General features: G+C 36.7%; 25 protein-coding genes. 11 read left to right on the forward strand and 14 right to left on the reverse strand.

The annotated features are described in order from the left end of the window. Window positions 1-117: 117 nt before the first annotated feature. Window positions 118-939, reverse strand: a complete 822-nt coding sequence (locus MKY88_RS08165; RefSeq protein ID WP_232540491.1) for a squalene/phytoene synthase family protein — start codon at window positions 937-939, stop codon at window positions 118-120. A gap of 228 nt (window positions 940-1,167) precedes the next feature. Here MKY88_RS08165 and MKY88_RS08170 point away from each other — a divergent pair, with 228 nt between their 5' ends. The 5 genes from MKY88_RS08170 to MKY88_RS08190 all read left to right on the forward strand — a co-directional run bounded on the left by MKY88_RS08170 (window position 1,168) and on the right by MKY88_RS08190 (window position 4,072). Further along, a complete protein-coding gene (locus MKY88_RS08170; RefSeq protein ID WP_008181884.1) occupies window positions 1,168-1,902 on the forward strand; it encodes an SDR family NAD(P)-dependent oxidoreductase in 735 nt (244 codons plus the stop codon). Window positions 1,903-2,318: 416 nt separating this feature from the next. Continuing rightward, window positions 2,319-3,155 carry a type II pantothenate kinase gene (gene coaW, locus MKY88_RS08175; protein ID WP_340813368.1) on the forward strand — a complete coding sequence of 279 codons (837 nt, stop codon included), beginning with the start codon at window positions 2,319-2,321 and terminating at the stop codon, window positions 3,153-3,155. A gap of 129 nt (window positions 3,156-3,284) precedes the next feature. After that, on the forward strand, window positions 3,285-3,509 hold the full coding sequence (locus MKY88_RS08180; protein ID WP_340813369.1) for a hypothetical protein: 225 nt from the start codon (window positions 3,285-3,287) through the stop codon (window positions 3,507-3,509). A 22-nt stretch (window positions 3,510-3,531) separates the two neighbouring features. Next, window positions 3,532-3,663 (forward strand): hypothetical protein, encoded by a 132-nt coding sequence (locus tag MKY88_RS08185; protein WP_004269370.1) that lies wholly within the window; start codon window positions 3,532-3,534, stop codon window positions 3,661-3,663. Window positions 3,664-3,751: 88 nt separating this feature from the next. Continuing rightward, on the forward strand, window positions 3,752-4,072 hold the full coding sequence (locus MKY88_RS08190) for a DUF3889 domain-containing protein (protein ID WP_244294731.1): 321 nt from the start codon (window positions 3,752-3,754) through the stop codon (window positions 4,070-4,072). A 35-nt stretch (window positions 4,073-4,107) separates the two neighbouring features. Here MKY88_RS08190 and MKY88_RS08195 read toward each other — a convergent pair whose 3' ends face one another. After that, complete coding sequence (locus MKY88_RS08195; RefSeq protein ID WP_340813371.1) at window positions 4,108-4,662, reverse strand: DJ-1/PfpI family protein; 555 nt, start codon at window positions 4,660-4,662, stop codon at window positions 4,108-4,110. A gap of 163 nt (window positions 4,663-4,825) precedes the next feature. On the opposite strand from MKY88_RS08195, the gene MKY88_RS08200 reads away from it, so the two are divergent. Together MKY88_RS08200 and MKY88_RS08205 are read left to right on the forward strand one after the other, a co-directional pair. Beyond that, window positions 4,826-5,224, forward strand: coding sequence for a MarR family winged helix-turn-helix transcriptional regulator (locus MKY88_RS08200; RefSeq protein WP_258268282.1), 399 nt, complete (start codon window positions 4,826-4,828; stop codon window positions 5,222-5,224). Between the two features lie 5 nt (window positions 5,225-5,229). After that, window positions 5,230-6,420 carry an MFS transporter gene (locus tag MKY88_RS08205; protein WP_340813372.1) on the forward strand — a complete coding sequence of 397 codons (1,191 nt, stop codon included), beginning with the start codon at window positions 5,230-5,232 and terminating at the stop codon, window positions 6,418-6,420. Window positions 6,421-6,455: 35 nt separating this feature from the next. Here the strand turns inward: MKY88_RS08205 and MKY88_RS08210 are convergent, their stop codons facing one another. From MKY88_RS08210 to MKY88_RS08230, 5 genes are all read right to left on the reverse strand, one after another. Next, window positions 6,456-7,070: a C40 family peptidase gene (locus MKY88_RS08210; protein WP_328202157.1), complete on the reverse strand. Its 615-nt coding sequence runs from the start codon at window positions 7,068-7,070 to the stop codon at window positions 6,456-6,458. Window positions 7,071-7,339: 269 nt separating this feature from the next. Then, window positions 7,340-7,918 carry a DUF3862 domain-containing protein gene (locus MKY88_RS08215; protein ID WP_340813373.1) on the reverse strand — a complete coding sequence of 193 codons (579 nt, stop codon included), beginning with the start codon at window positions 7,916-7,918 and terminating at the stop codon, window positions 7,340-7,342. Between the two features lie 106 nt (window positions 7,919-8,024). Continuing rightward, window positions 8,025-9,209: an MFS transporter gene (locus MKY88_RS08220; protein ID WP_340813374.1), complete on the reverse strand. Its 1,185-nt coding sequence runs from the start codon at window positions 9,207-9,209 to the stop codon at window positions 8,025-8,027. 19 nt (window positions 9,210-9,228) lie between these two features. Then, the gene (locus MKY88_RS08225; protein ID WP_340813375.1) at window positions 9,229-10,050 is read right to left on the reverse strand and encodes a MerR family transcriptional regulator; all 822 of its coding nucleotides are present in this window, start codon (window positions 10,048-10,050) and stop codon (window positions 9,229-9,231) included. Window positions 10,051-10,126: 76 nt separating this feature from the next. Further along, entirely contained in the window at window positions 10,127-11,137 is a 1,011-nt protein-coding gene (locus MKY88_RS08230) for an alpha/beta fold hydrolase (RefSeq protein WP_340813376.1), read from the reverse strand. A gap of 138 nt (window positions 11,138-11,275) precedes the next feature. Here MKY88_RS08230 and MKY88_RS08235 point away from each other — a divergent pair, with 138 nt between their 5' ends. Next, window positions 11,276-12,157: a LysR family transcriptional regulator gene (locus MKY88_RS08235; protein WP_340813377.1), complete on the forward strand. Its 882-nt coding sequence runs from the start codon at window positions 11,276-11,278 to the stop codon at window positions 12,155-12,157. Between the two features lie 448 nt (window positions 12,158-12,605). On the opposite strand, the gene MKY88_RS08240 is transcribed toward MKY88_RS08235, so the two are convergent. Together MKY88_RS08240 and MKY88_RS08245 are read right to left on the reverse strand one after the other, a co-directional pair. Next, entirely contained in the window at window positions 12,606-13,229 is a 624-nt protein-coding gene (locus MKY88_RS08240; RefSeq protein WP_340813378.1) for a hypothetical protein, read from the reverse strand. A gap of 14 nt (window positions 13,230-13,243) precedes the next feature. Continuing rightward, complete coding sequence (locus tag MKY88_RS08245) at window positions 13,244-13,675, reverse strand: matrixin family metalloprotease (RefSeq protein ID WP_340813379.1); 432 nt, start codon at window positions 13,673-13,675, stop codon at window positions 13,244-13,246. A 55-nt stretch (window positions 13,676-13,730) separates the two neighbouring features. On the opposite strand from MKY88_RS08245, the gene MKY88_RS08250 reads away from it, so the two are divergent. Next, complete coding sequence (locus tag MKY88_RS08250) at window positions 13,731-14,117, forward strand: hypothetical protein (protein ID WP_340813380.1); 387 nt, start codon at window positions 13,731-13,733, stop codon at window positions 14,115-14,117. Window positions 14,118-14,306: 189 nt separating this feature from the next. Beyond that, window positions 14,307-14,540, forward strand: coding sequence for a phage lytic cycle repressor MrpR family protein (locus MKY88_RS24545; protein ID WP_373568335.1), 234 nt, complete (start codon window positions 14,307-14,309; stop codon window positions 14,538-14,540). 89 nt (window positions 14,541-14,629) lie between these two features. Here the strand turns inward: MKY88_RS24545 and MKY88_RS08255 are convergent, their stop codons facing one another. The 4 genes from MKY88_RS08255 to MKY88_RS08270 form a co-directional block, all read right to left on the reverse strand. Then, window positions 14,630-15,376 (reverse strand): amino acid ABC transporter ATP-binding protein, encoded by a 747-nt coding sequence (locus MKY88_RS08255; protein ID WP_069480834.1) that lies wholly within the window; start codon window positions 15,374-15,376, stop codon window positions 14,630-14,632. 11 nt (window positions 15,377-15,387) lie between these two features. Next, complete coding sequence (locus MKY88_RS08260) at window positions 15,388-16,044, reverse strand: amino acid ABC transporter permease (protein ID WP_008181970.1); 657 nt, start codon at window positions 16,042-16,044, stop codon at window positions 15,388-15,390. 65 nt (window positions 16,045-16,109) lie between these two features. Then, window positions 16,110-16,907, reverse strand: coding sequence for an amino acid ABC transporter substrate-binding protein (locus MKY88_RS08265; protein ID WP_258268292.1), 798 nt, complete (start codon window positions 16,905-16,907; stop codon window positions 16,110-16,112). 258 nt (window positions 16,908-17,165) lie between these two features. Then, the gene (locus MKY88_RS08270; RefSeq protein WP_069480836.1) at window positions 17,166-17,558 is read right to left on the reverse strand and encodes a ribonuclease HI family protein; all 393 of its coding nucleotides are present in this window, start codon (window positions 17,556-17,558) and stop codon (window positions 17,166-17,168) included. Window positions 17,559-17,749: 191 nt separating this feature from the next. On the opposite strand from MKY88_RS08270, the gene MKY88_RS08275 reads away from it, so the two are divergent. Continuing rightward, window positions 17,750-17,941 (forward strand): zinc-finger domain-containing protein, encoded by a 192-nt coding sequence (locus tag MKY88_RS08275; RefSeq protein WP_012293843.1) that lies wholly within the window; start codon window positions 17,750-17,752, stop codon window positions 17,939-17,941. Window positions 17,942-18,008: 67 nt separating this feature from the next. Here MKY88_RS08275 and MKY88_RS08280 read toward each other — a convergent pair whose 3' ends face one another. Beyond that, window positions 18,009-18,992, reverse strand: coding sequence for an SEC-C domain-containing protein (locus tag MKY88_RS08280; protein WP_340813383.1), 984 nt, complete (start codon window positions 18,990-18,992; stop codon window positions 18,009-18,011). Between the last annotated feature and the right edge of the window lie 86 nt (window positions 18,993-19,078).

Genomic DNA, 19,078 nt, shown 5'->3' on the forward strand with positions numbered 1-19,078 from the left:
TGCGTAACACAAACCTTTATAATAAGTGCTGCTCAAAAAGAAACCCCTGTACGAGAAAATTCTCATGCAGGGGTTTTATTGTTTTTGCTGGGTCATGCTAGAAATGCAAGCCACCCATTAGTCAGCCTGTACCTCTTCAACCGTTTGTTCAACCTCTGTTCGTGTTATTTTTTCACGACCATCTTGCATGGCTTTCAATGTTTTATGCGCTAATGCAAGTGGTAATCGACAGAATAATAATACGGTGCGTTTATTAATATCTTTCATATAAAGATCAGCTTTCGCGAGATTTTCCTCTGCATAAGCAAATAAATCCTCTCGTGTCCAGCCGTCAGGAACGAAACTTACGCCACGCTCATCCATATCCTCATGCTGATTGCGTAAAATATTGACAGCCTGGAGACCTCGACCATAGCCAATTGCTAAATCGCGATCTGTTTGAATGTCTGCACCCCACGCCCAAAGCTCAGACAGCATTGTCCCAACAAGCCCTGCTACGTAGTATGTATAATCATCTAAATCCTCGCGTGTATGCACCTGCCAATTAGCTTTAGCCCACTTCGCCATACCATAAGCCATTTCACTTGTAGAAGCTTGGACAATTTTTCGAGATTCCGCAGGGCAGAATGTTAGCCAATCTGCTAAGCGGAGGGATACCTCAGGTAACTGTTCAGCATAAGGCGCTAACAACTCTTGGTATGCCTCTTCGTTAAAAGTGTCCTTTAAAAGGTCGCTAGTTGCTGATAATAAATCAAACTTTACATCATTGGAAAGCTGTTCATGATCTTCTATTTCATCAATGGCACGCATTGCTAAATAGGCAGCTGCTACCGATACCTTTAAATCTTTTTTTAAAAAAGTGATAGGTATATAAAAAGTACGACTTGTGTCTTTTAAAACTTGCATCGCCTCTTTATAAAGTCTTTTTTGATCTTTCACTTGTATTCCTCCGTTCAAATGGTTCCACATCTATAGTATATCGTATCGTAAAAATGGGGAAAGATAAAACAGATTGTTCATGAATAAGGAGATATTCTTTGAAAACGGTTACTAAAAATGATATAGTTTAACAGTAAACTATTTAAACCTATACTTTCGTTGTGGTCTAAAAGGGTCGGTTTATACTAGTACGACAGACAAATTTTAAGTGAGAGGAAGTATAAAGTAATGGGACGTTTAAATAATAAAATCGCAATGATTACAGGTGGAGCATCTGGAATGGGGGCAGCGATGGCAAAATTGTTTGCACAAGAAGGTGCTACAGTCATTGCAGCTGATATTAACGAGGAGAACCTAGCGAAAATTTCAGAACTCGAAAATGTAGAAGGGATGAAATTAGATGTTTCTTCTGACGAAAACTGGGCAGAAGTGACAAAAGCAATTGTCGAAAAATATGGTCGAATTGATATTTTAATTAACAATGCTGGTATTTCTTCAGAAAAAGGTCCCGATGAAATTACACAAGCGGACTGGACAATCATGCATAATATCAATGCTTTTGGTCCATTCCTGGGCATTAAACATGCAGCTAAATATATGAAGGAAGCAGGGAAAGGCTCAATCGTTAATACATCATCTTATACAGCGATTATTGGTGCAGGCTTCAATGCATATACGGCATCTAAAGGCTCTTTACGTGCGATCGCTCGTGCAGCAGCTTCAGAGCTTGGTGCTTTCAATGTCCGTGTCAATACAGTATTCCCAGGTGTTATTGAAACACCGATGACAGCAAAATTATCGGAAGCAAAAGAAGCTATGGATATGTTAGTAAAAACTACGCCAATGGGACGTCTTGGTCAACCAGAAGAAGTAGCGAACGCAATCTTATTTTTAGCATCCGATGAAGCCTCTTATATTACAGGTGCTGAGTTAGTCATTGATGGTGGTTATTCAGCTCGTTAATTAATAGTAAAGAATAAGAAAGTGGAAATGCCTGTATTCAAGCAGTGCATTTTCACTTTTTTTGTTTTTTTAGTAGAATGATGTTAAAGTATTATAATTCGTCAAGATTCCGCTGTTGATTAGAAAAATTTTGATAATTTTCGTGTTTTTTTCATGATTGTTTATGAAGTTATTGCACAATCATTTCAACAGCGTTAAAGTTTAGAAAGGGCGAAAATGTCATTACAAGATTTGGGGGACTGTACGAAGCATTATGGTTTCGTATAATAACTAGTTAGTCAGGATTTTGGCACACCAAAAACTCCTTGCAAAATCCTTGACACCAATGAAGGCATGAAACTTAAATAGTTGCCTGACTACTAGCGTAATGGTCATTAGGTATATGAGATTACGTAATAAACACAAAGGAGAATAGTATGCCAAAGGCTATAGGTATTGATGTAGGTGGCACATTGACAAAGGTTGCTTATTTAGACGAAGAAAATGAACTTATTCTAACAACCTTCCCGTCAAATGATTTGCTATCTGTGAAAAATTGGATTATTGATCATCCAGATATTGAGGATATTGGTGTGACGGGGGGACGTACAGAACAATTACTTGATGTCATTAAAACAATGAAATCGATTCATTATATAGTAGAATTTGAAGCTACATTAAAAGGTGTTCGTTTTTTATTAAATAAAGAAGGCTACTTGTTTGAACGTAGTATGATTACTAATATCGGAACGGGAACTTCTATACATTATATGGAAGATAATACGCATATACGCGTTGGTGGGACAGGCGTTGGTGGCGGTACATTAATAGGATTGTCAGCGCTTACAACAGGCATTACAGACTATAATGAAATTCGTGAAATGGCTGCTAATGGTAATCGAGAAGGTATCGATTTATTGGTCAAGGACATTTATCAAGGAATGGACACACCGATTGATGGTCATTTAACTGCCAGTAATTTTGGTAAAGTGGGCATTACACAATCATTGAAGCATCCTGCTGAGGATATTATTGCCACTGTACAGGGACTTGTTGGCGAAGTGATTACAACATTAAGTATTCAATATGCCGAGGAAAAAAATACACAGCATATCGTCTATATTGGATCGACTCTCAGTAATAATGAACATCTTGCCCGCGTAATCGCCAATTATACACGCACGAAAAAGCATACACCTGTCTTTATTAATGATCATGGCTTTTCTGGAGCTGTGGGAGCATTACTAAATATAACGGAATATACAATTGTCTAAAGACAGATAAGAATGACCATGACTAACTTGAGTTAGTCATGGTCATTTTTTTTTTTACAAAAATGCCCGAAAAAAAGATCTCATATAAACGGTAGTACCTGAGCAAATTATATGTAGGAGGTGATAACTGTGGGCAACCGTAATAATAAAAACAGCAAAAAAACAATGAATGCCAGAACGCATAATCCTTTTGGCACCTACAAAAGCAAAGACCTCGATAGAAGTAATAGTAATAATAACAACCCGAATGACAACTTGAACGAGGAGTTCGCGGCAGATTTTGATGCGAAGGCCAAAAATAAAAACAATAAAACGAATCATGATAAAAATCAACAATCCAATAAAAAGAATTAATTATTATTTGGAGGTGTGAGCAATGGCGAAGAAAAGAAAAACAAGCTTTAAAAAGAAAAAGAAAGAGGATACACATAAAAAGAATGATCGGGAAGAATACTCAGCAGAGTTCAACCAAGTCATTCACAATAATCCTCAACAGCCAAAACAATAAACACTCCAGCTCCATAAGTAAAAGCTTTTGGAGCTCTTATTTTTTACTTAGTTCATCATTCTATACCGTCTAATGAGGAGGGTTTTCTGTGAAAAAAGTGTATGTAATGCTTGGACTTCTGTTTGCCGTGCCATTACATATCCCTGAGATGGTTTTGGCACAGCAAGAAACACCTGCCTATGCGAAGTGGGGAAAGCTGGCGGTAGAAGAAGTGAAGGGGAAGTATCCTCATGCAAAGATTGTGGATTATTTACATGAGGGCAAGGAAGTACATGGGGCGTCAACCATTGAAAAATTTAAGCTTTGGCTCAAGCAACCTGACAAAGAATTTGGAGTTCATGTAAGAATTAGCTATCTAACCTCAACGCAAGAAGTAGAAAAAATTGAATTACAGGAAAGCCAGTCATAAAAAAGGGGATGCCTATACTCAGGCATCCTCAATGCTTATCCCTCTAATTTTTGAATAAATTCACGCATAAGCCCTGGTAAATCTGGCCAAGCATGTCCGCTTATTAAGTTTCCATCTGTGTGAAGATTGGCATCAATATAAGTGGCTCCTACTACTTGAACTTCAGGCTTACAAGCAATATAGGCTGTCAGTTCGCGCCCTTTTAGTATATCGGGGATGGTTGCAAAAATTTGCGCTGCGTGACAAACAGCGGCAATCGGTTTATTGGTTTCAAAGAAATGGCTAACAAGTGTCGGTACATGTTCATTTAAACGGATATATTCTGGCGCCCTACCACCTGGAATTATTAATCCATCAAATTGTGATGGATCAACATCTGCAAAAGAAGCATGCGCCTCTAAGCCATAGGCAGGACGCTCAATATACGTATCGACGCCCTCTACAAAGTCATGTAATACAGTTTGTAATTTCTTTGCGGATGGTGCAGCAATTGTGACATCAAAACCTGCCTCTAGACAACGATAATAAGGATAAAAAATCTCTAAAGCTTCTACTGCATCTCCTGCTAGTATTAAAACCTTTTTCCCCATGATTCCATCTCCTTTTCATTGTGAATCTCCTTGCTTAATTCGACATAAGCAAAAAGTTTCCTGCAAACATAGAATAACCTTTGCCAAATTAGTTACTTTACAAAGAAAAAAATGAAGCGTATAGTTTATTTAGCTAGGTAAATAATTTTAGGAGGTAGACCATATGAATCCAATATTCCATGCTTTATTCCAAAAAAGCCGGTATTTAACGAACTGCTTAAATGAAGTTTTGAAGCAGCATCATTTATATAGCTCACAGTGGACCATTTTATATTGCTTACATAAAAACGGTCCTATGACCTTAACTCAAATATGGAAATATTTAAATGTAGAGGCGCCAAGCATCACAAGAGCTATCACACGATTAGAATCTTTAGGCTGGGTGGAACGATTAGACGGGGAGGATAAGCGTGAAAAAATTGTAACCTTAACTGCGCAGGCTAACGAGCGTTTACCAGCCATTACAGAAACGATTTTAGCGTTTGAGGAAGAAATGGTAGGATCACTTACGGCTGAGGAACAGCAGCAGTTTATGATTTTACTGGAAAAAATGAAAGGTTGATTGACATGCAGCAAGAGGAAAATACACAAATATGGACAAAGCGGTTCATTAGTCTCTTTTTAACAAATATCTCTGTCTTTTTTGTTTTCTATGGGCTTGTAACGACTTTGCCGCTTTATGCCATCGGTGAACTACACCAAACGGATAAGGAAGCTGGCTTATTATTGTCAGGTTTTTTACTTTCAGCGATTATTGTTCGTCCGTTTTCAGGTAAATTACTAGATGTGTTTGGGAAGAAAAAATTACTAGTGCGATCCATAGCCGGCTATTTTATTTGTACTGTCTTATATTTATTCGTACATCCATTTGGACTTTTACTTGGTCTTCGTTTTATTCAGGGGATATTCTTTAGTATTATTACAACAGCCGCAGGATCATTAGCTGCAGATATTGTACCAGCTAAGCGAAAAGGGGCAGGCTTAGGTTATTTCACGATGTCTACCAATCTAGCTGTTGTCATTGGGCCATTTATCGGCCTATTATTAATTCAATATAGCACTTTTAACGTGTTATTTATTGTCATGAGTATTTGTATTCTAGCTGGGGGCATTTTAGCATTAACGGTTAATACCGACGATTTACCGCAGCCAACATATAAAGGGAAATTAACGTTCACATTCCGTGATTTATTTGAGCGTAAGGCATTGCCCGTAGCAGCAATCGCTAGTTTAGTAGCTTTTTCATATGCAAGTGTTTTATCATTTTTATCGGTCTATGCACAGCAGAAAGATTTAATGGCGGTTGCAAGTCTTTTTTATGCCGTGTTTGCAGCAGCTATGTTAATTACACGCCCATATACAGGAAAACTTTATGATACAAAGGGGCCACAATTTGTCATACTTCCTGGTATTATCTCTTTTGCTATCGGACTTATCATGCTAGCCTTCGTTGAAGGACCCATCCTATTTTTAAGTGCAGCTATTTTTGTAGGCTTTGGCTATGGAGCGGTGACAACTAGCTTACAAGCTTTAGCTGTTCAATCAACAGCCATCCAACGAAGTGGTTACGCAACAGCAACCTATTTCACGATGTTTGACCTTGGTATTGCCCTAGGTTCTTATATATTAGGAATGGTAGCCGTACAGGCAGGATATGCTTCTGTTTACTTATCAGGAGCCGGATTATTAGGAGTGGTTTTTATCATTTATCTCTTACGTTTTGCCAAGATAAAGCCAAAAAAAGTAGTGAATATATAGTAAAACAGTTGGGATGCACCCAACTGTTTTTTGCTTTATAAACGGCCATAGCCAACGAAATGTTTTTTCCAATAGGCGTTATTGATATTAGCAATAGTAACGCCTTCATTACTAGCATTGATCATTTGATTATTGCCAATATAGATGCCGGCATGAGAAATTCCTGCTTTATATGTATTAGCAAAAAACACTATATCTCCGACCTGAGGTGATCTTACTTTTTTTGCAGATTGATAAAACCCTGCTGCCGTTTTACGTGCTGTTGACTTACCAGCTTGATTAAAGACATATGTGATATAGCCTGAGCAGTCAAAGCCTGTGCTGGGTTTTATCCCACCAAATGTATATTTGACACCTAGTTGTTGCTTGGCGACCTGTAGTAATTTGGACGACGTGTTCGGTGGGGTAGAAAGTTGTTGATTGATTGTTAATTTTTGTCCAATATAAATATTGGAAGACGTTAAATGATTTAAGTTCATTAATGTTTGATAGGATACCCCGTGCTGATTGGCAATCTTCCATAAAGAATCACCAGATTGAACGGTATAGGTCGCAGCTGATGCCGATTCTACTGTTGAAAAAAGTACGGATGAGCTTAATGCCAATGCCGCTAATTTCATGCCCCATCTATACTTTTTACTGCTCTTCATGCTTTCTTTCCTCCTACAATGTTAAAATTTTGTACGAAAATGATTTTAACATCATATTATTACAGTTAGATGTCAATAAAATAACAATGTGGAGACTCTTTTAGAATGGGATTAACATGGTCTTTTTCTGATGATTTAGGGCTATATGAGGGGAGACAATGACCTACCGAAGTTTGAGAGATGCACTAATCTGATTGGATGAACAAATGGCTTAATAAGAAGAGGGAAAACCAAATAACCAGATACTCAAATGAGTACCTGGTTTGATTTTATTCTAATCCTAATTGGGTTTTGTTCATTAATTTACCACCTTGGAACATTAATGAAGCATTGGCACCTAAGGATTTACCATTATAAGTATACATAACGATATCCCCTGATTCAGAAAGAACCGCACCTTCACCACCAAGGATATCGAATACTTGTTCTTTTGACATTCCATTTTCTAGCTTGTTGAATTGTTCAAGAGTAATTTCGATATCAGACGTTTCAACACCAAATTGTGCTTTATTGATTAACTTACCACCTTGGAACATCATTGTAGAAGATGACATGACTCCATCTGTTTCAAATTCATACATAACAGTGTGGTGAGGTTCACCAGCTGAACCTGTTTCAGACATAATATTACCTTCAGCACCAACAATCTTTACAACTTCTTCGTATGTCATGCCATCTTTAATTTGTTTGAATTTTTCTTCAGTCAATTTACCTTCTTCTTTTGCAGCTGGTGCTGATGCTTCTTGTTTAGAATCATTTGTTGATGCATCCTTTGTAGCGGTCTCTCCACATCCAGCTAAGCCAAGGCTAAATAATAGTGCTGTGCTAAAAATGAGTTTTTTCTTCATAATGAATTCCCCTTTAATTAAAATTATTGTTAAATTGTATCAATAATAGTAGGTATTGTCATTGTGTAGAAAAACATCTTATTTTTATCGAGCATATCAGGGATAATTAATATTTTTCTTTAGGCACAATGGAGGTTTCAATTCCATTACTCCATGTTTTGAATAGCATGATGGCAAGAAATAAAGCAATGATTACTGCACCCAATCCTATCCAATTCAAACTTAGGACAGAAGTATGGCTGATGACAAGCCCGCCTAATCCAGAACCTAGCGCAAAACCAAATTGAATAAAGGACGTATTAATGCTTAGGGCAATGTCTGGATTTCGAGGTACCAAAGTGACCAAAAATAACTGCTGAGCAGGGGAAATACTCCAAGTTGCTAGCATAAATATCATTAGAACCAAGATCAAAACAAAGAGATTGAAACCTGCTAGAGTGAATAAAAGGAGGGTTACTCCCTGTAAGAACAGTCCGAAATAAATGGTGAATTTTGAACCTTTTGCATCTGCTAATTGCCCGCCGATTCTTGATCCAATGAAGCTACAAATTCCTGCTAGAAATAGAATGCCGCTAATTTCAGTTATGGAAAGGGTGGATGTGGCTTGCAAGAAAGGCGTAATATACGTGAATAGAGTAGAGTATCCACCGATATAAAATAAAGTAATTGCCAGAGCAGTAAGAATTTTTGGATCTTTTAAAATAGAGAGCTGCATTCTAAGGGTAACCGTTTCTTCTTCTTTGATTGCTGGAACCCTCTTATAAACGATCAGCAATGGGAGAATCGTTAATAAACCGATCAAAATAAACAAAACTCTCCATCCAAACATCTCACTAAAAAAGGTGCCGATCGGAACACCAAGCACGAGTGAGCTACTTAGACCCATCAAAATAATACCGATAGCACGGCCTCTTTTCTCTTTTTCAACTAGTCGAGTAGCTACTGCCATGGCTACCACTGTAGCAATTCCTCCGCTAATCCCTTGCATAATTCGTATCCATAGAGCTGCTTTATAAGCAGGACATATAAACATTAGTACGTTGCTGACAATAAACACACCTATAGTTATAATGAGTAACTTTTTACGGTCCATGTTGATCGTGAGGGCGATTAGAATGGGCGCGATAATAGCCGCAGCGAGGGCAAATACAGTCACCAATAACCCAGCTTCAGAAACGGTTACTCCAAAGTCCACGGCAATCATTTCAATTACTCCTGTAATAATGTACTCAACAGTTCCAATTAGAAAAACAACAAATGCTAATATATAGATAATCATATTATTTTTCAACTCAATTCACTCCGCCTTTTTAGTTTCTCTCTATAATGGGAATCTGTATTTCCATTAATTGCGCACCCTGTGAGGTAGATAACGGTAAATATATTTCCCTACCAGGTTCGTTTTCTTTAATCTGATAGTTATTTTTTACAATCCATTTAGCTAAATCTACACAGGCTGTACTTGCAAAATGAGAATCCGAGCGAAAGGTCATGGTGGCCATCATTGGCTCAGGAGGAAGGGTTCGTAATTTAAATGTATCTGGATATAATGGGAGCTCCCGGCTTAAAAAATAACCGACTTCAAATTCGAACTCATCTTCTTTGTCCTCTATTTCTTTCCATAAAACGACCTGAGGACTTTGAGCTAATTGGCGGGCTTCCTTTGGCAATATGTGATTAAATGTCCGAAATAGATCCGGAATGTCTTCTTCTCTCCCGTGCGCCTTCAAAGAAAGGAACTGCTGGGCATCTTCAGCTTTAATCCTGATTTCTTGTACGGTTTCCACTTGCCCCTCATTTTCTAAAAGCTGCATACGTTCCTCAATCCGAGCAAGCTTGGCTTGTTCCATATTGATAATGCGTTGGATTTCATTTTTTTTCAGCTTAAACATCCCTTGAATATCCTTTAATGTAATATCCTCATGGAGCAAATGAATGATTTGTGGCAAAGTGAATCCTAATTCCTTATAAATAAAAATTCGATTAATTTCAAGTAACTGGTCTGCCGTGTAGTACCGATAGCCGTTTTCATGATCCACCTTTCTTGGCTTTAATAGGCCGATTTGATCATAGTAGCGCAATGTTTTTAAGGATACTTTGCTTAGCCTAGAAAACACACTAATTTTAAACAAAATATCACCTCCAATCTCTATCATAATGGAAGTATATAGTTTCCCGTGCAGGGGAAAGTCAAGAGGAAGATAATTTTTATTCAAGAAGGAAAATTTTTAAATTTTTATCTATAAATTCAGAATCTGGTTCATGCTGTCCAATCCCTGCACAATGTCCCCACTTCGATTCAATAGGGAGGAAGCACGCATTTGGCATATGTAGTGCATCATAGTTATTGTCCTCTGGGGGAAAGAAGAGATCAGTACTTCCTGGCATGACCAATGCACGAGCTGTAATCTTGCTTAATGCAAGCTCGAAATCGCCATCATACGTCGAATTGGCACTAATATTTCCAGTAATGCCAGTACGTAACATAGAGATCAGATCATTGGCGTCAAAGCTTAAAAACACTTGATCCCAGTAATCCACGAGGTATTCCTCCAGTGTTTCATAGCCTTCTTGCTGGTAGAGCTGTTCTAAATAATAAGCCTGTGAGAAGCCCCAAGCTGCATAGACGCGCCCCATGGCTGCCAATCCCACTTTAGGTTGCTGAGTGTAAAAACCATTTTTCCAGCTAGAATCAGCTTGAAGGGCAGCAATCATTCCTTCAAATACAACCTTGGCATGGGGTCTGGTCATGGCAGTTCCTCCGAATGGAGCGATTCGTTCGACCATATCAGGGTAACTTGCTCCCCACTGAAAAGTTTGTACAGCCCCTAACGACCAGCCAACAACGAGTGCTATTTTGCTAATACCAAACTTCTGAGTAACCAATTGATGCTGTAGTCGCACATTATCATAAATTGAAATGAGGGGGAAATTTGCTTGATGATAGGGTGCTGGTGTATTACTTGGAGAAGAGGACAATCCATTGCCAAGCATATTTGGTATGATGATAAAATACTTTTCTGGGTCCAGTGCCTTACCAGTTCCGATTAACCATTCATTATCGGTATGCAAACCTGCAAACCATGTGGGATAAACTATGACATTATTCTTTTCTGCATTTAGTGTCCCGTATGTTTTATAGGCGAGAACAGCATTTGGCAGTATGTCACCAGATTGTAGCTGAATGTCTCCCAGTTCATAAAGTTTATAATCTTTCATGTGAAAAACTCCTTTTCGTAATTAAAGATGGGATAGATGGTCTTTCTTGTCATTACTCTACGAGAATGCTATTGTGAAGTCAAAGAAACGTTTTTGAATAAAACGTTCATTTTTTTTGAATTATGGGGTGAAAAAAACATGGAATTACGTCAATTAAAAACCTTTTATACACTTGCTTCAACACTCAATTTTAGCCGTACTGCAGAGGTGCAAAACTATGTTCCATCAACGGTTACGATGCAAATGAAGGCATTAGAAGAAGAACTCGGTGTTAAGCTGGTGGATAGATTAGGGAAAAAAGTAATTCTGACCGATGCGGGTAGACGTTTTCTAGATTATGTAGTCCGTATATTGGGTGAAATTGAAGAAGCGGAGCATGCCGTTAAGCAATCTGGCGAAATGACGGGGACGTTGGTCATTAGTGCAGATGAAACGTTGTGTACGTATCGCCTGCCTGCTGTACTGCGTCTGTTTCGCTTACGATATCCAGGAATTCGGCTCATTTTTAAGCCGCTGTCTCATTCGAACTTGAAACAGAGTTTGCGCGAAGGGGACGCGGACATTATTTTTATGCTAGATGAGGACAAAAGCGAGATGGGATTTTGCGGAGAAAAAATGCAGGATGAGCCCTTTTATATTTTGGTAGCTCCCGATCATCCATTAGCTTCACGTACTGAATTGGATATTGAAGATTTTAATGGGGAGACCTTTCTATTGACGGAAAAGGGGTATTCCTATCGTACATTTTTTGAACGGAGTCTTTCACAAAAGGGCATGGGAGGAATTACCGAATTGGAATTTAACAGTGCGGAGGCGATTAAACAATGTGCGAAAATAGGAATGGGCATCGCCATCCTGCCTGAAATGGCTGTGACAGCAGAATTGAGTAGGGGTGAACTGGTCTCGTTGCCATGGGATATGACGGCGACATCGTTTGCCACCCAAATGTTTTGGCATGAAGAGAAATGGATATCGCCAGCCATCCATGCTTTTTTAAACTTGGCACGTGACTTTGCTTAAAGTTTAATCACAATAAACAATTTAAACAATGACTCTCTCAATTTTCACAATCAATATTTTCTTTATCAATACATTAGGTTATAAAGAAAATCCGTTTACAATGATTGTAGGTGTTCAATCAAATAGTAAATATAGACCTGTATCAAGTGTAGAGTTTGGATTTAAACCTGAAAACAGCATTTAGAGAAATAGCTAATCAAATAGTAACCAGCGTGGAACGGGATGTAATATGGCTAGAACCAACATTATTCTGTAAGGTACAGTATCTTGAGAAAACAAACACAAGATCTTTAAGAATCGTTTCATTTAAAGGGTTTAATTTAGAAGTTAATGAGCTTTAAAATACGAAATTAAATAACCACTAAAAATAGAGAAAAAGCGTATTATGAAGAAATTTTTGTAACACCCTTTTTCTCTATTAAATGATTTGAAAATTTAACATATCAATTTAGTTATTGAATTCTATTCTAGCTTCATTAAAAATATTTTCAATTAATTCTAGTTCTGAATCATCTAAATTTTCTTCGTAAATTTCTAATCCATCAGTGTCCAATGGCACTTTACCAACTGTAACTCCACTTGTAGCAAATACTCCGTCTTGTTCGTCTGTTAGAAACAGTAAATACTCATCACCTGTATTCATTTTTTCATATCCATTAACACTGTAAATAGTACCTTCTGATTCAAAATTTAATTCTGCAATAGGAATAGTTTGCTCTAAATTAATTTTAGCATTCGTAGTTGCGTTTTTTACAACTTCATTAATTTCAAAATCGGCAACTGTATATCCGCCAATTACTGCTTCATCTATTTTAGATTTAAATACTTCTGTTCGTACATCTTCTTGTTTAATTCCTTTAACAATAATAGGTGATTTTTCTGCTAATTCATTGAAATCAGTGAAGCCGTCCGTTTTAGCCTCACCGTCAACTCTATTAGGTTTTGAAGGAGAATCTTCTGAAATAATTTTATTTTCATTAGCATCTTCTTTAGAGAATCCTTCTGAAATAAGCAAACTACCACTAAATAAAACTATTAATCCGGCACTAAATACAAAAATTTTTTTATTCATTTTTAACCTTCCTTTCAATATTTTTTTGCGATTCCGGCTTTGTCATCTTTTAAAGGATAAGCTTTGTTATTAAAGCCTAATCTTCTCATAACTGCTATTTCATCATTCTTTTCTTGTGTGTGAGCTAATCCAGCCTCATGACCAACTTCATGGACTATGGTTTCAGTTCTCTGAGTCGAATCTAACTCTACACGCCATTTTTTATAAATAGTGATTCTCCCATTACCAAAACTTTGACCATAAATATTTCCATTGTATTTATCTAAGTATTCAATACTTGCTTCTACACCAGATGCAGTAGGTACTTTTTTCGTAAAGTTAATTTCAGGGAGCGCATTCCATGCTAGAATTCCATTTTTGACTTCACCACCTAATTTGTAACTATCAAAAGTAGGGTCTATCCAATAAAACGCATCTTTTGGATTGCTAAATTTGTTGCTATTCAATTCATAAGCTGATGCTAAAATTTAATAAGAAATACAATTAGAAGGGGGTATTTATGTGTTGAAAAAAATAATTATTATTTCATTTGCATTGATTTTTTTATGTGTGGGATGTTCTAATGATACAAAGAAAATTATTTTAGAGATGGCTGATGAAAATGGAGATTTTAAAGAAAGTTTAGAAATCCTAGATAAAGGTCAAGTTTCAGTAATAAATAAAATTCTTAATAAAGTTAAATGGAAAGAAAAAAGTGAAGATTCATTTGGACTATTAAAGTATAGAATGTCTTTTGATTTTATAGACCCTGATAAGGAGTTGAAGTCTTCTTATTATTTAATCTATGTAAATTCAAAAGAACAAGTAACTCTGGTAGAAAATGATATGAAATATACTAAATTATCAAAAGAAGAATCAAAAGAATTACTTGATATACTAGCAAATTAATTACTTAATGACGACTTAACTAGCTTCAAAGATAGGGAAATTAAAAATCAATACAATTTAAGAAGAAATCCTTTAATGAAAGAATACAGATTTTTCAAAACATGTTCACAACTATTGAGAGAGTCTTAAATGTCTCTCTTTAATTCAATAATATTTCCCTTTTATAAAATTAAATAAAAAAATACAAAACTGAAAACATACTACTCAATATTTAATAAAACAGAACCCTTTGAACGAAAACATGAAACTGATTTATATGATATGGATAATTCCATGTTGGATCTATTATTTAGACAAGCAAAAAGACAAACAAAAAGATATATAAACATATCAAAAAAATTTGATATTTTTCAAGAGTATATAAATTATCCGATAATTAATATGTTCTTAAAAACACCTTTTGGAATAATAGTTAAAAGATAGATTATTTATTCAATAGCATGTTGTTCCTAAAGAGAGAAACTTTAGCTTGATAAAGAAATGAAAAGAGAGCAGCTATGTCCGCTCTCTTTTTATTTTAGGTTCTTTTGTAAAAATGCCTTTGTCCGTTCATTTTGTGGGTTCGTGAAGAAGTTTTCTGGGTGGTCGGATTCGATAATTTGTCCATCATCCATAAAGACTACCTTATTGGCTACTTCTCGCGCAAAGCCCATTTCATGTGTAACGACAATCATAGTCATATGGTCTTCAGCTAAGCTTTTCATGACCTTTAATACTTCTCCTGTCAGCTCAGGATCTAAGGCAGATGTTGGCTCGTCAAATAATAAAATTTGAGGGTTCATCATCAAAGCACGGGCGATAGCAACTCGTTGCTTTTGACCACCAGATAAATTAGCTGGAAAAGCGTTTGCCTTCTCGGATAGTCCAATTTTTTTCAATAAATCTAGACAACGGCTCGAAATGGCTTCAGCTGATTCTTGTTTTAATAAGCGAGGGGCCATTTCAAGGTTTTGCTGGACTGTTAAGTGGGGGAATAGGTTAAAATGTTGAAAAACCATCCCCATTTTAGCTGTCAGGTTTTTTATTTCCTGAGGCTTGGCATAAACGCCGTCTTGCACAAGATAATCACCATCTACTAAAATGCTACCACCATCAATTTCTTCTAAATGAATTAAGCTTCGAAGCATTGTACTTTTACCAGAGCCAGAGGGACCGATCACCGCAATGACATCGTTCTTCTCCACTGCAAATGAAATTTGTTTAAGAACCTCGACTTGATTGAAAGATTTCTTTAAGTTTGTTACTGCCATCAATGCCATATAGATCACCTCTATTCAAATTTAAAACGTTTTTCTAGCCATTTAAAGAATACGGTCAAGATCAGCGTCATGATTAAATAAATAGCTCCAGCAATAAAGAAAGGTACAATCGTAAAGTCACGATTGACGGCTGTTTGCGCAAAATGCAGTAATTCTGGAACAGCTACAGCATAGAGTAGGGCTGTGTCCTTAATTAGCGTAACCGATTCATTCGATAAAGCTGGTAATGCTACGCGAAACATTTGTGGCAAAATGACACGTGTGGTTGTTTGCCATTTTGATAAACCGAGTACTTGTGCTGCCTCATATTGTCCTTTATCGATGGCGAGTAGACCACCACGAAAAATTTCAGCAAAGTAGGCAGCATAATTTAAAATAAAGCCAAGACATGCTGCTACAAAACGATCTAATACTAAATATTCACCGATTACTGGCAGCATTGGTAGACCAAAGCAAATTAATAATAATTGGAGTAATAGTGGTGTACCACGCATGATATAAATATACGTATGTGCAAGCCAAGAAAGTGGTTTAATGCGACTTTTCACTGCGAGTGTTAGTAAAAAGCCAAATGGAATCGATATAAGAATGGCGATGAAAAACAATATAACTGTCATTTTTGCGCCTTCTAGCATCGGCCATATCATAGTTTGCCAGTAATCTGCCATAGTGATGTCCCTCCAAAAAGAGTAAGAGTTTCGCAGAGGAAACTCTTACAAAAAATATCCTGTTCTTATTTTAATACTTTATCCTCACCGAACCATTTTGTAGAAATGTCAGCTGCTGTACCGTCTTCATTCATTTTGTCTAATGCAGCTTGCAGTTTTTCCAATAATGCTTCGTTCCCTGGTTTTACACCAATACCGTATTGTTCGGGAGCAAGTGATTCCTCTAATAATTTAAATGTATCAGGCTCTTGTGTCATGTAATATTCTGCTACAACAGCATCAATTACTACGGCATCAACACGACCTGTTTTTAAGTCTGATAAAGCTAAAACGTTATCCGAGAATTCTGTAATTGTTTTTACCTCTTTGTGGATTGGGTTACTATTTAATGCATCTGCAGCAGAAGAAAGAGATTGAATACCTACTTCTTTGCCTGCTAAATCATTTAATTTCACAATTTTAGAATCTGCTTTTGTCATAACCACCTGAGAGTTTTCAAGATAAGGCTTTGTAAATAATACTTTTTCTTTGCGCTCATCTGTAATGGTATAACCGTTCCAAATTAAATCAATACGTCCACTGAGTAATTCAGCCTCTTTCGTTTTCCAGTCGATTGGTTGGAATTCAGCTTCTACTCCCATATGCTCAGCTGCCGCGCGTGCTAAATCAATATCGAATCCCACGATTTCATTTTTTTCATCGCGGAAGCCCATTGGTGCAAATTTATCGTCAATACCAATAATAATTGTTTCTTGATCAGCTGAAGATTGGTCTTTCTCTGCTGATTTTTCTTTTGATGTGCCACATGCTGCTAAAACGATTACAGCTGTTAGCATCATAACTAAAGTTAATATACGTTTCATCCTTTATTTCCCCCTATATAAATCTATCGCTTTCGTTTGCTAAACTACTAATGTGTTAAAGGATATCACCGAGGATAATGGATGTCAATATCGTTTTAGATGAATCAGAAAATTTTATGCGTTTTATAGCTAATTTAGTATGATCTTTGTAAGAAAATTGATTTCATAAAAATAATGGATCAGGGGATATTAAGTATCTTAATAGAAGGGGAAAGAAAAAGGACTGTTATTGATAAACAGTCCTGTGGCATGCATTGTTTAATGATTATTGTTTTGGATAGCTTTTCGTGCCAATGCATCAGCAGCTTTGTTTTGAGAATCAGGCACCCATTTAATAAAAAATAAATCGAAGGTGTTGGCGAGCGATAATGCTTTTTCCAGAAAAGGTTTAAATTCCTCGTTTTTCACATATTCTTTTTCCATAGAAGCGACTACGATTTTAGAATCAGAGCGAATGGAAACAAGTGTAGAATTAAGCTTTTGTGCTTCCTCGAGTCCACGGACTAAAGCAGTAAATTCAGCAATATGATTATTTGTTAGCCCGATATACTCACTAATTTGTATATGTTGACCTTCTCCTTTAATAAATATACCAATACCACTTGGACCAGGGTTACCTGCACTAGCAGCATCTATATAAACCTCTAACATATCATCCCTACTTTACTATTTGACTTCCATATAATTGTACAACATGGATACGCTGTAAAACATCTATGTGCTAGTAATTATGAACTTGAAAAAAATTGCTGAAGTGGATAAACAAAATAGTTGCTTGTTCAAAATGAACGCTTCATAATAGTAGGAAGTGAATTTTGGACGTGAAAGGAGCGAGAGTTCACATGGATAAAGTGACGGTTATGAAGGATATAGACGAACTGCATGATACGTATTGCGCAGATTGCTTAGTCATTCAGCAATTACGTAAAGAACGTGGTAAACCAGGAGCTCATCGCTTCTGTATTGAAGCTTGTTCAATTGGAGAAAAGCTACAGTTTTTAGGCGAAGAGCTTTTGAAAGTTTACAGTAAATAATAAGGTAACGTTTAGAAAAAGCTACATTTATTAGCAAATGCTAATAAATGTAGCTTCTTTTATAGGTTTATTTTGTTTCGACATAGCTATTTAAATTTTGGTAATACTTTGTAAGTGAAGAAGCGGAAATATCAAAAGTTGCAGCAATTTCTTTTACCGTCATAGAAAGAGATTCAAAGAGCTCTTTTTCCTGCCCATAACGAATTGCACCAGCAGCAATGGCCGCCTCCTTGCGCGCAGTAGGTTGTCCTTCTATTAAATAGTCCTCTAATAGCTCAAGCATTGGAGCTGTTTCACGATCATTTTGCTCCAAGAATTCTTTTACTTGTGTTAGGACTGTGCTTTCAAAATTAGTGAATTCTTCCCCTTTGTAGCCGTTGGAGACAAGTAACTCCCAGAATGCAAGATGTTCTTCTTTTAAGAAAGCTCCAACCTTTTTCTCGGATGCTTCAAAGTTTTTCTTGAATTCTTCAAATACTTTTAGATGATCCTCAGGGAAGAAAATCAATGTAGACACAGCTAAATAATGTGACAATTTCTTCGTTCCATCCGGTAAAATAAAGGCAAAGACATGCATGCCTTCCGGAATTGGTTTATCATTTTCACGACGAATATAAAGCTCTTCATTTGTAAGTAAATGACTGGCTTTAAAATAATTTTCCTCAACAACAGATACCGTACCAATGAATAATGCTGGGTGAGACCAGTCTTCAAGTACTTTTACTGTAGAAGGTCTTACTGCTTTTTTCTTCGTTTTCTTTAAATAACTTTTCCAAATCGATGGCTCTTGATGGAAGAAAAAGTCGTCTAAAGCGATGGCTTCAATCAGCTCACGTTGCAGCACGCTCTCTAATTTAGGTTGCCATGTGCCCACATGCTCGATATAAGCACGAACATCTTTACGCTCAGGGTATTCTAAATAAAATGTTTGTAGCACACGCTCTAATTCTTCGATTTGTACTGTTTCCACTGTTACTTGCTGTTTACCTTCACAACATTTTTTATATTTTTTGCCGCTACCGCATGGGCATGGATCATTACGTTTTACCATAATTAGAACACTTCCTTTGACAATTGTTAATCGTATATTGCTAAATAATTTGCGTACTATTAATAATAACGGTACTTTTGTATGAA

It is taken from the genome of Lysinibacillus sp. FSL R7-0073 (genome assembly GCF_038009065.1).
In the GTDB taxonomy this organism is placed as follows: Bacteria; Bacillota; Bacilli; order Bacillales_A; family Planococcaceae; genus Lysinibacillus; species Lysinibacillus fusiformis.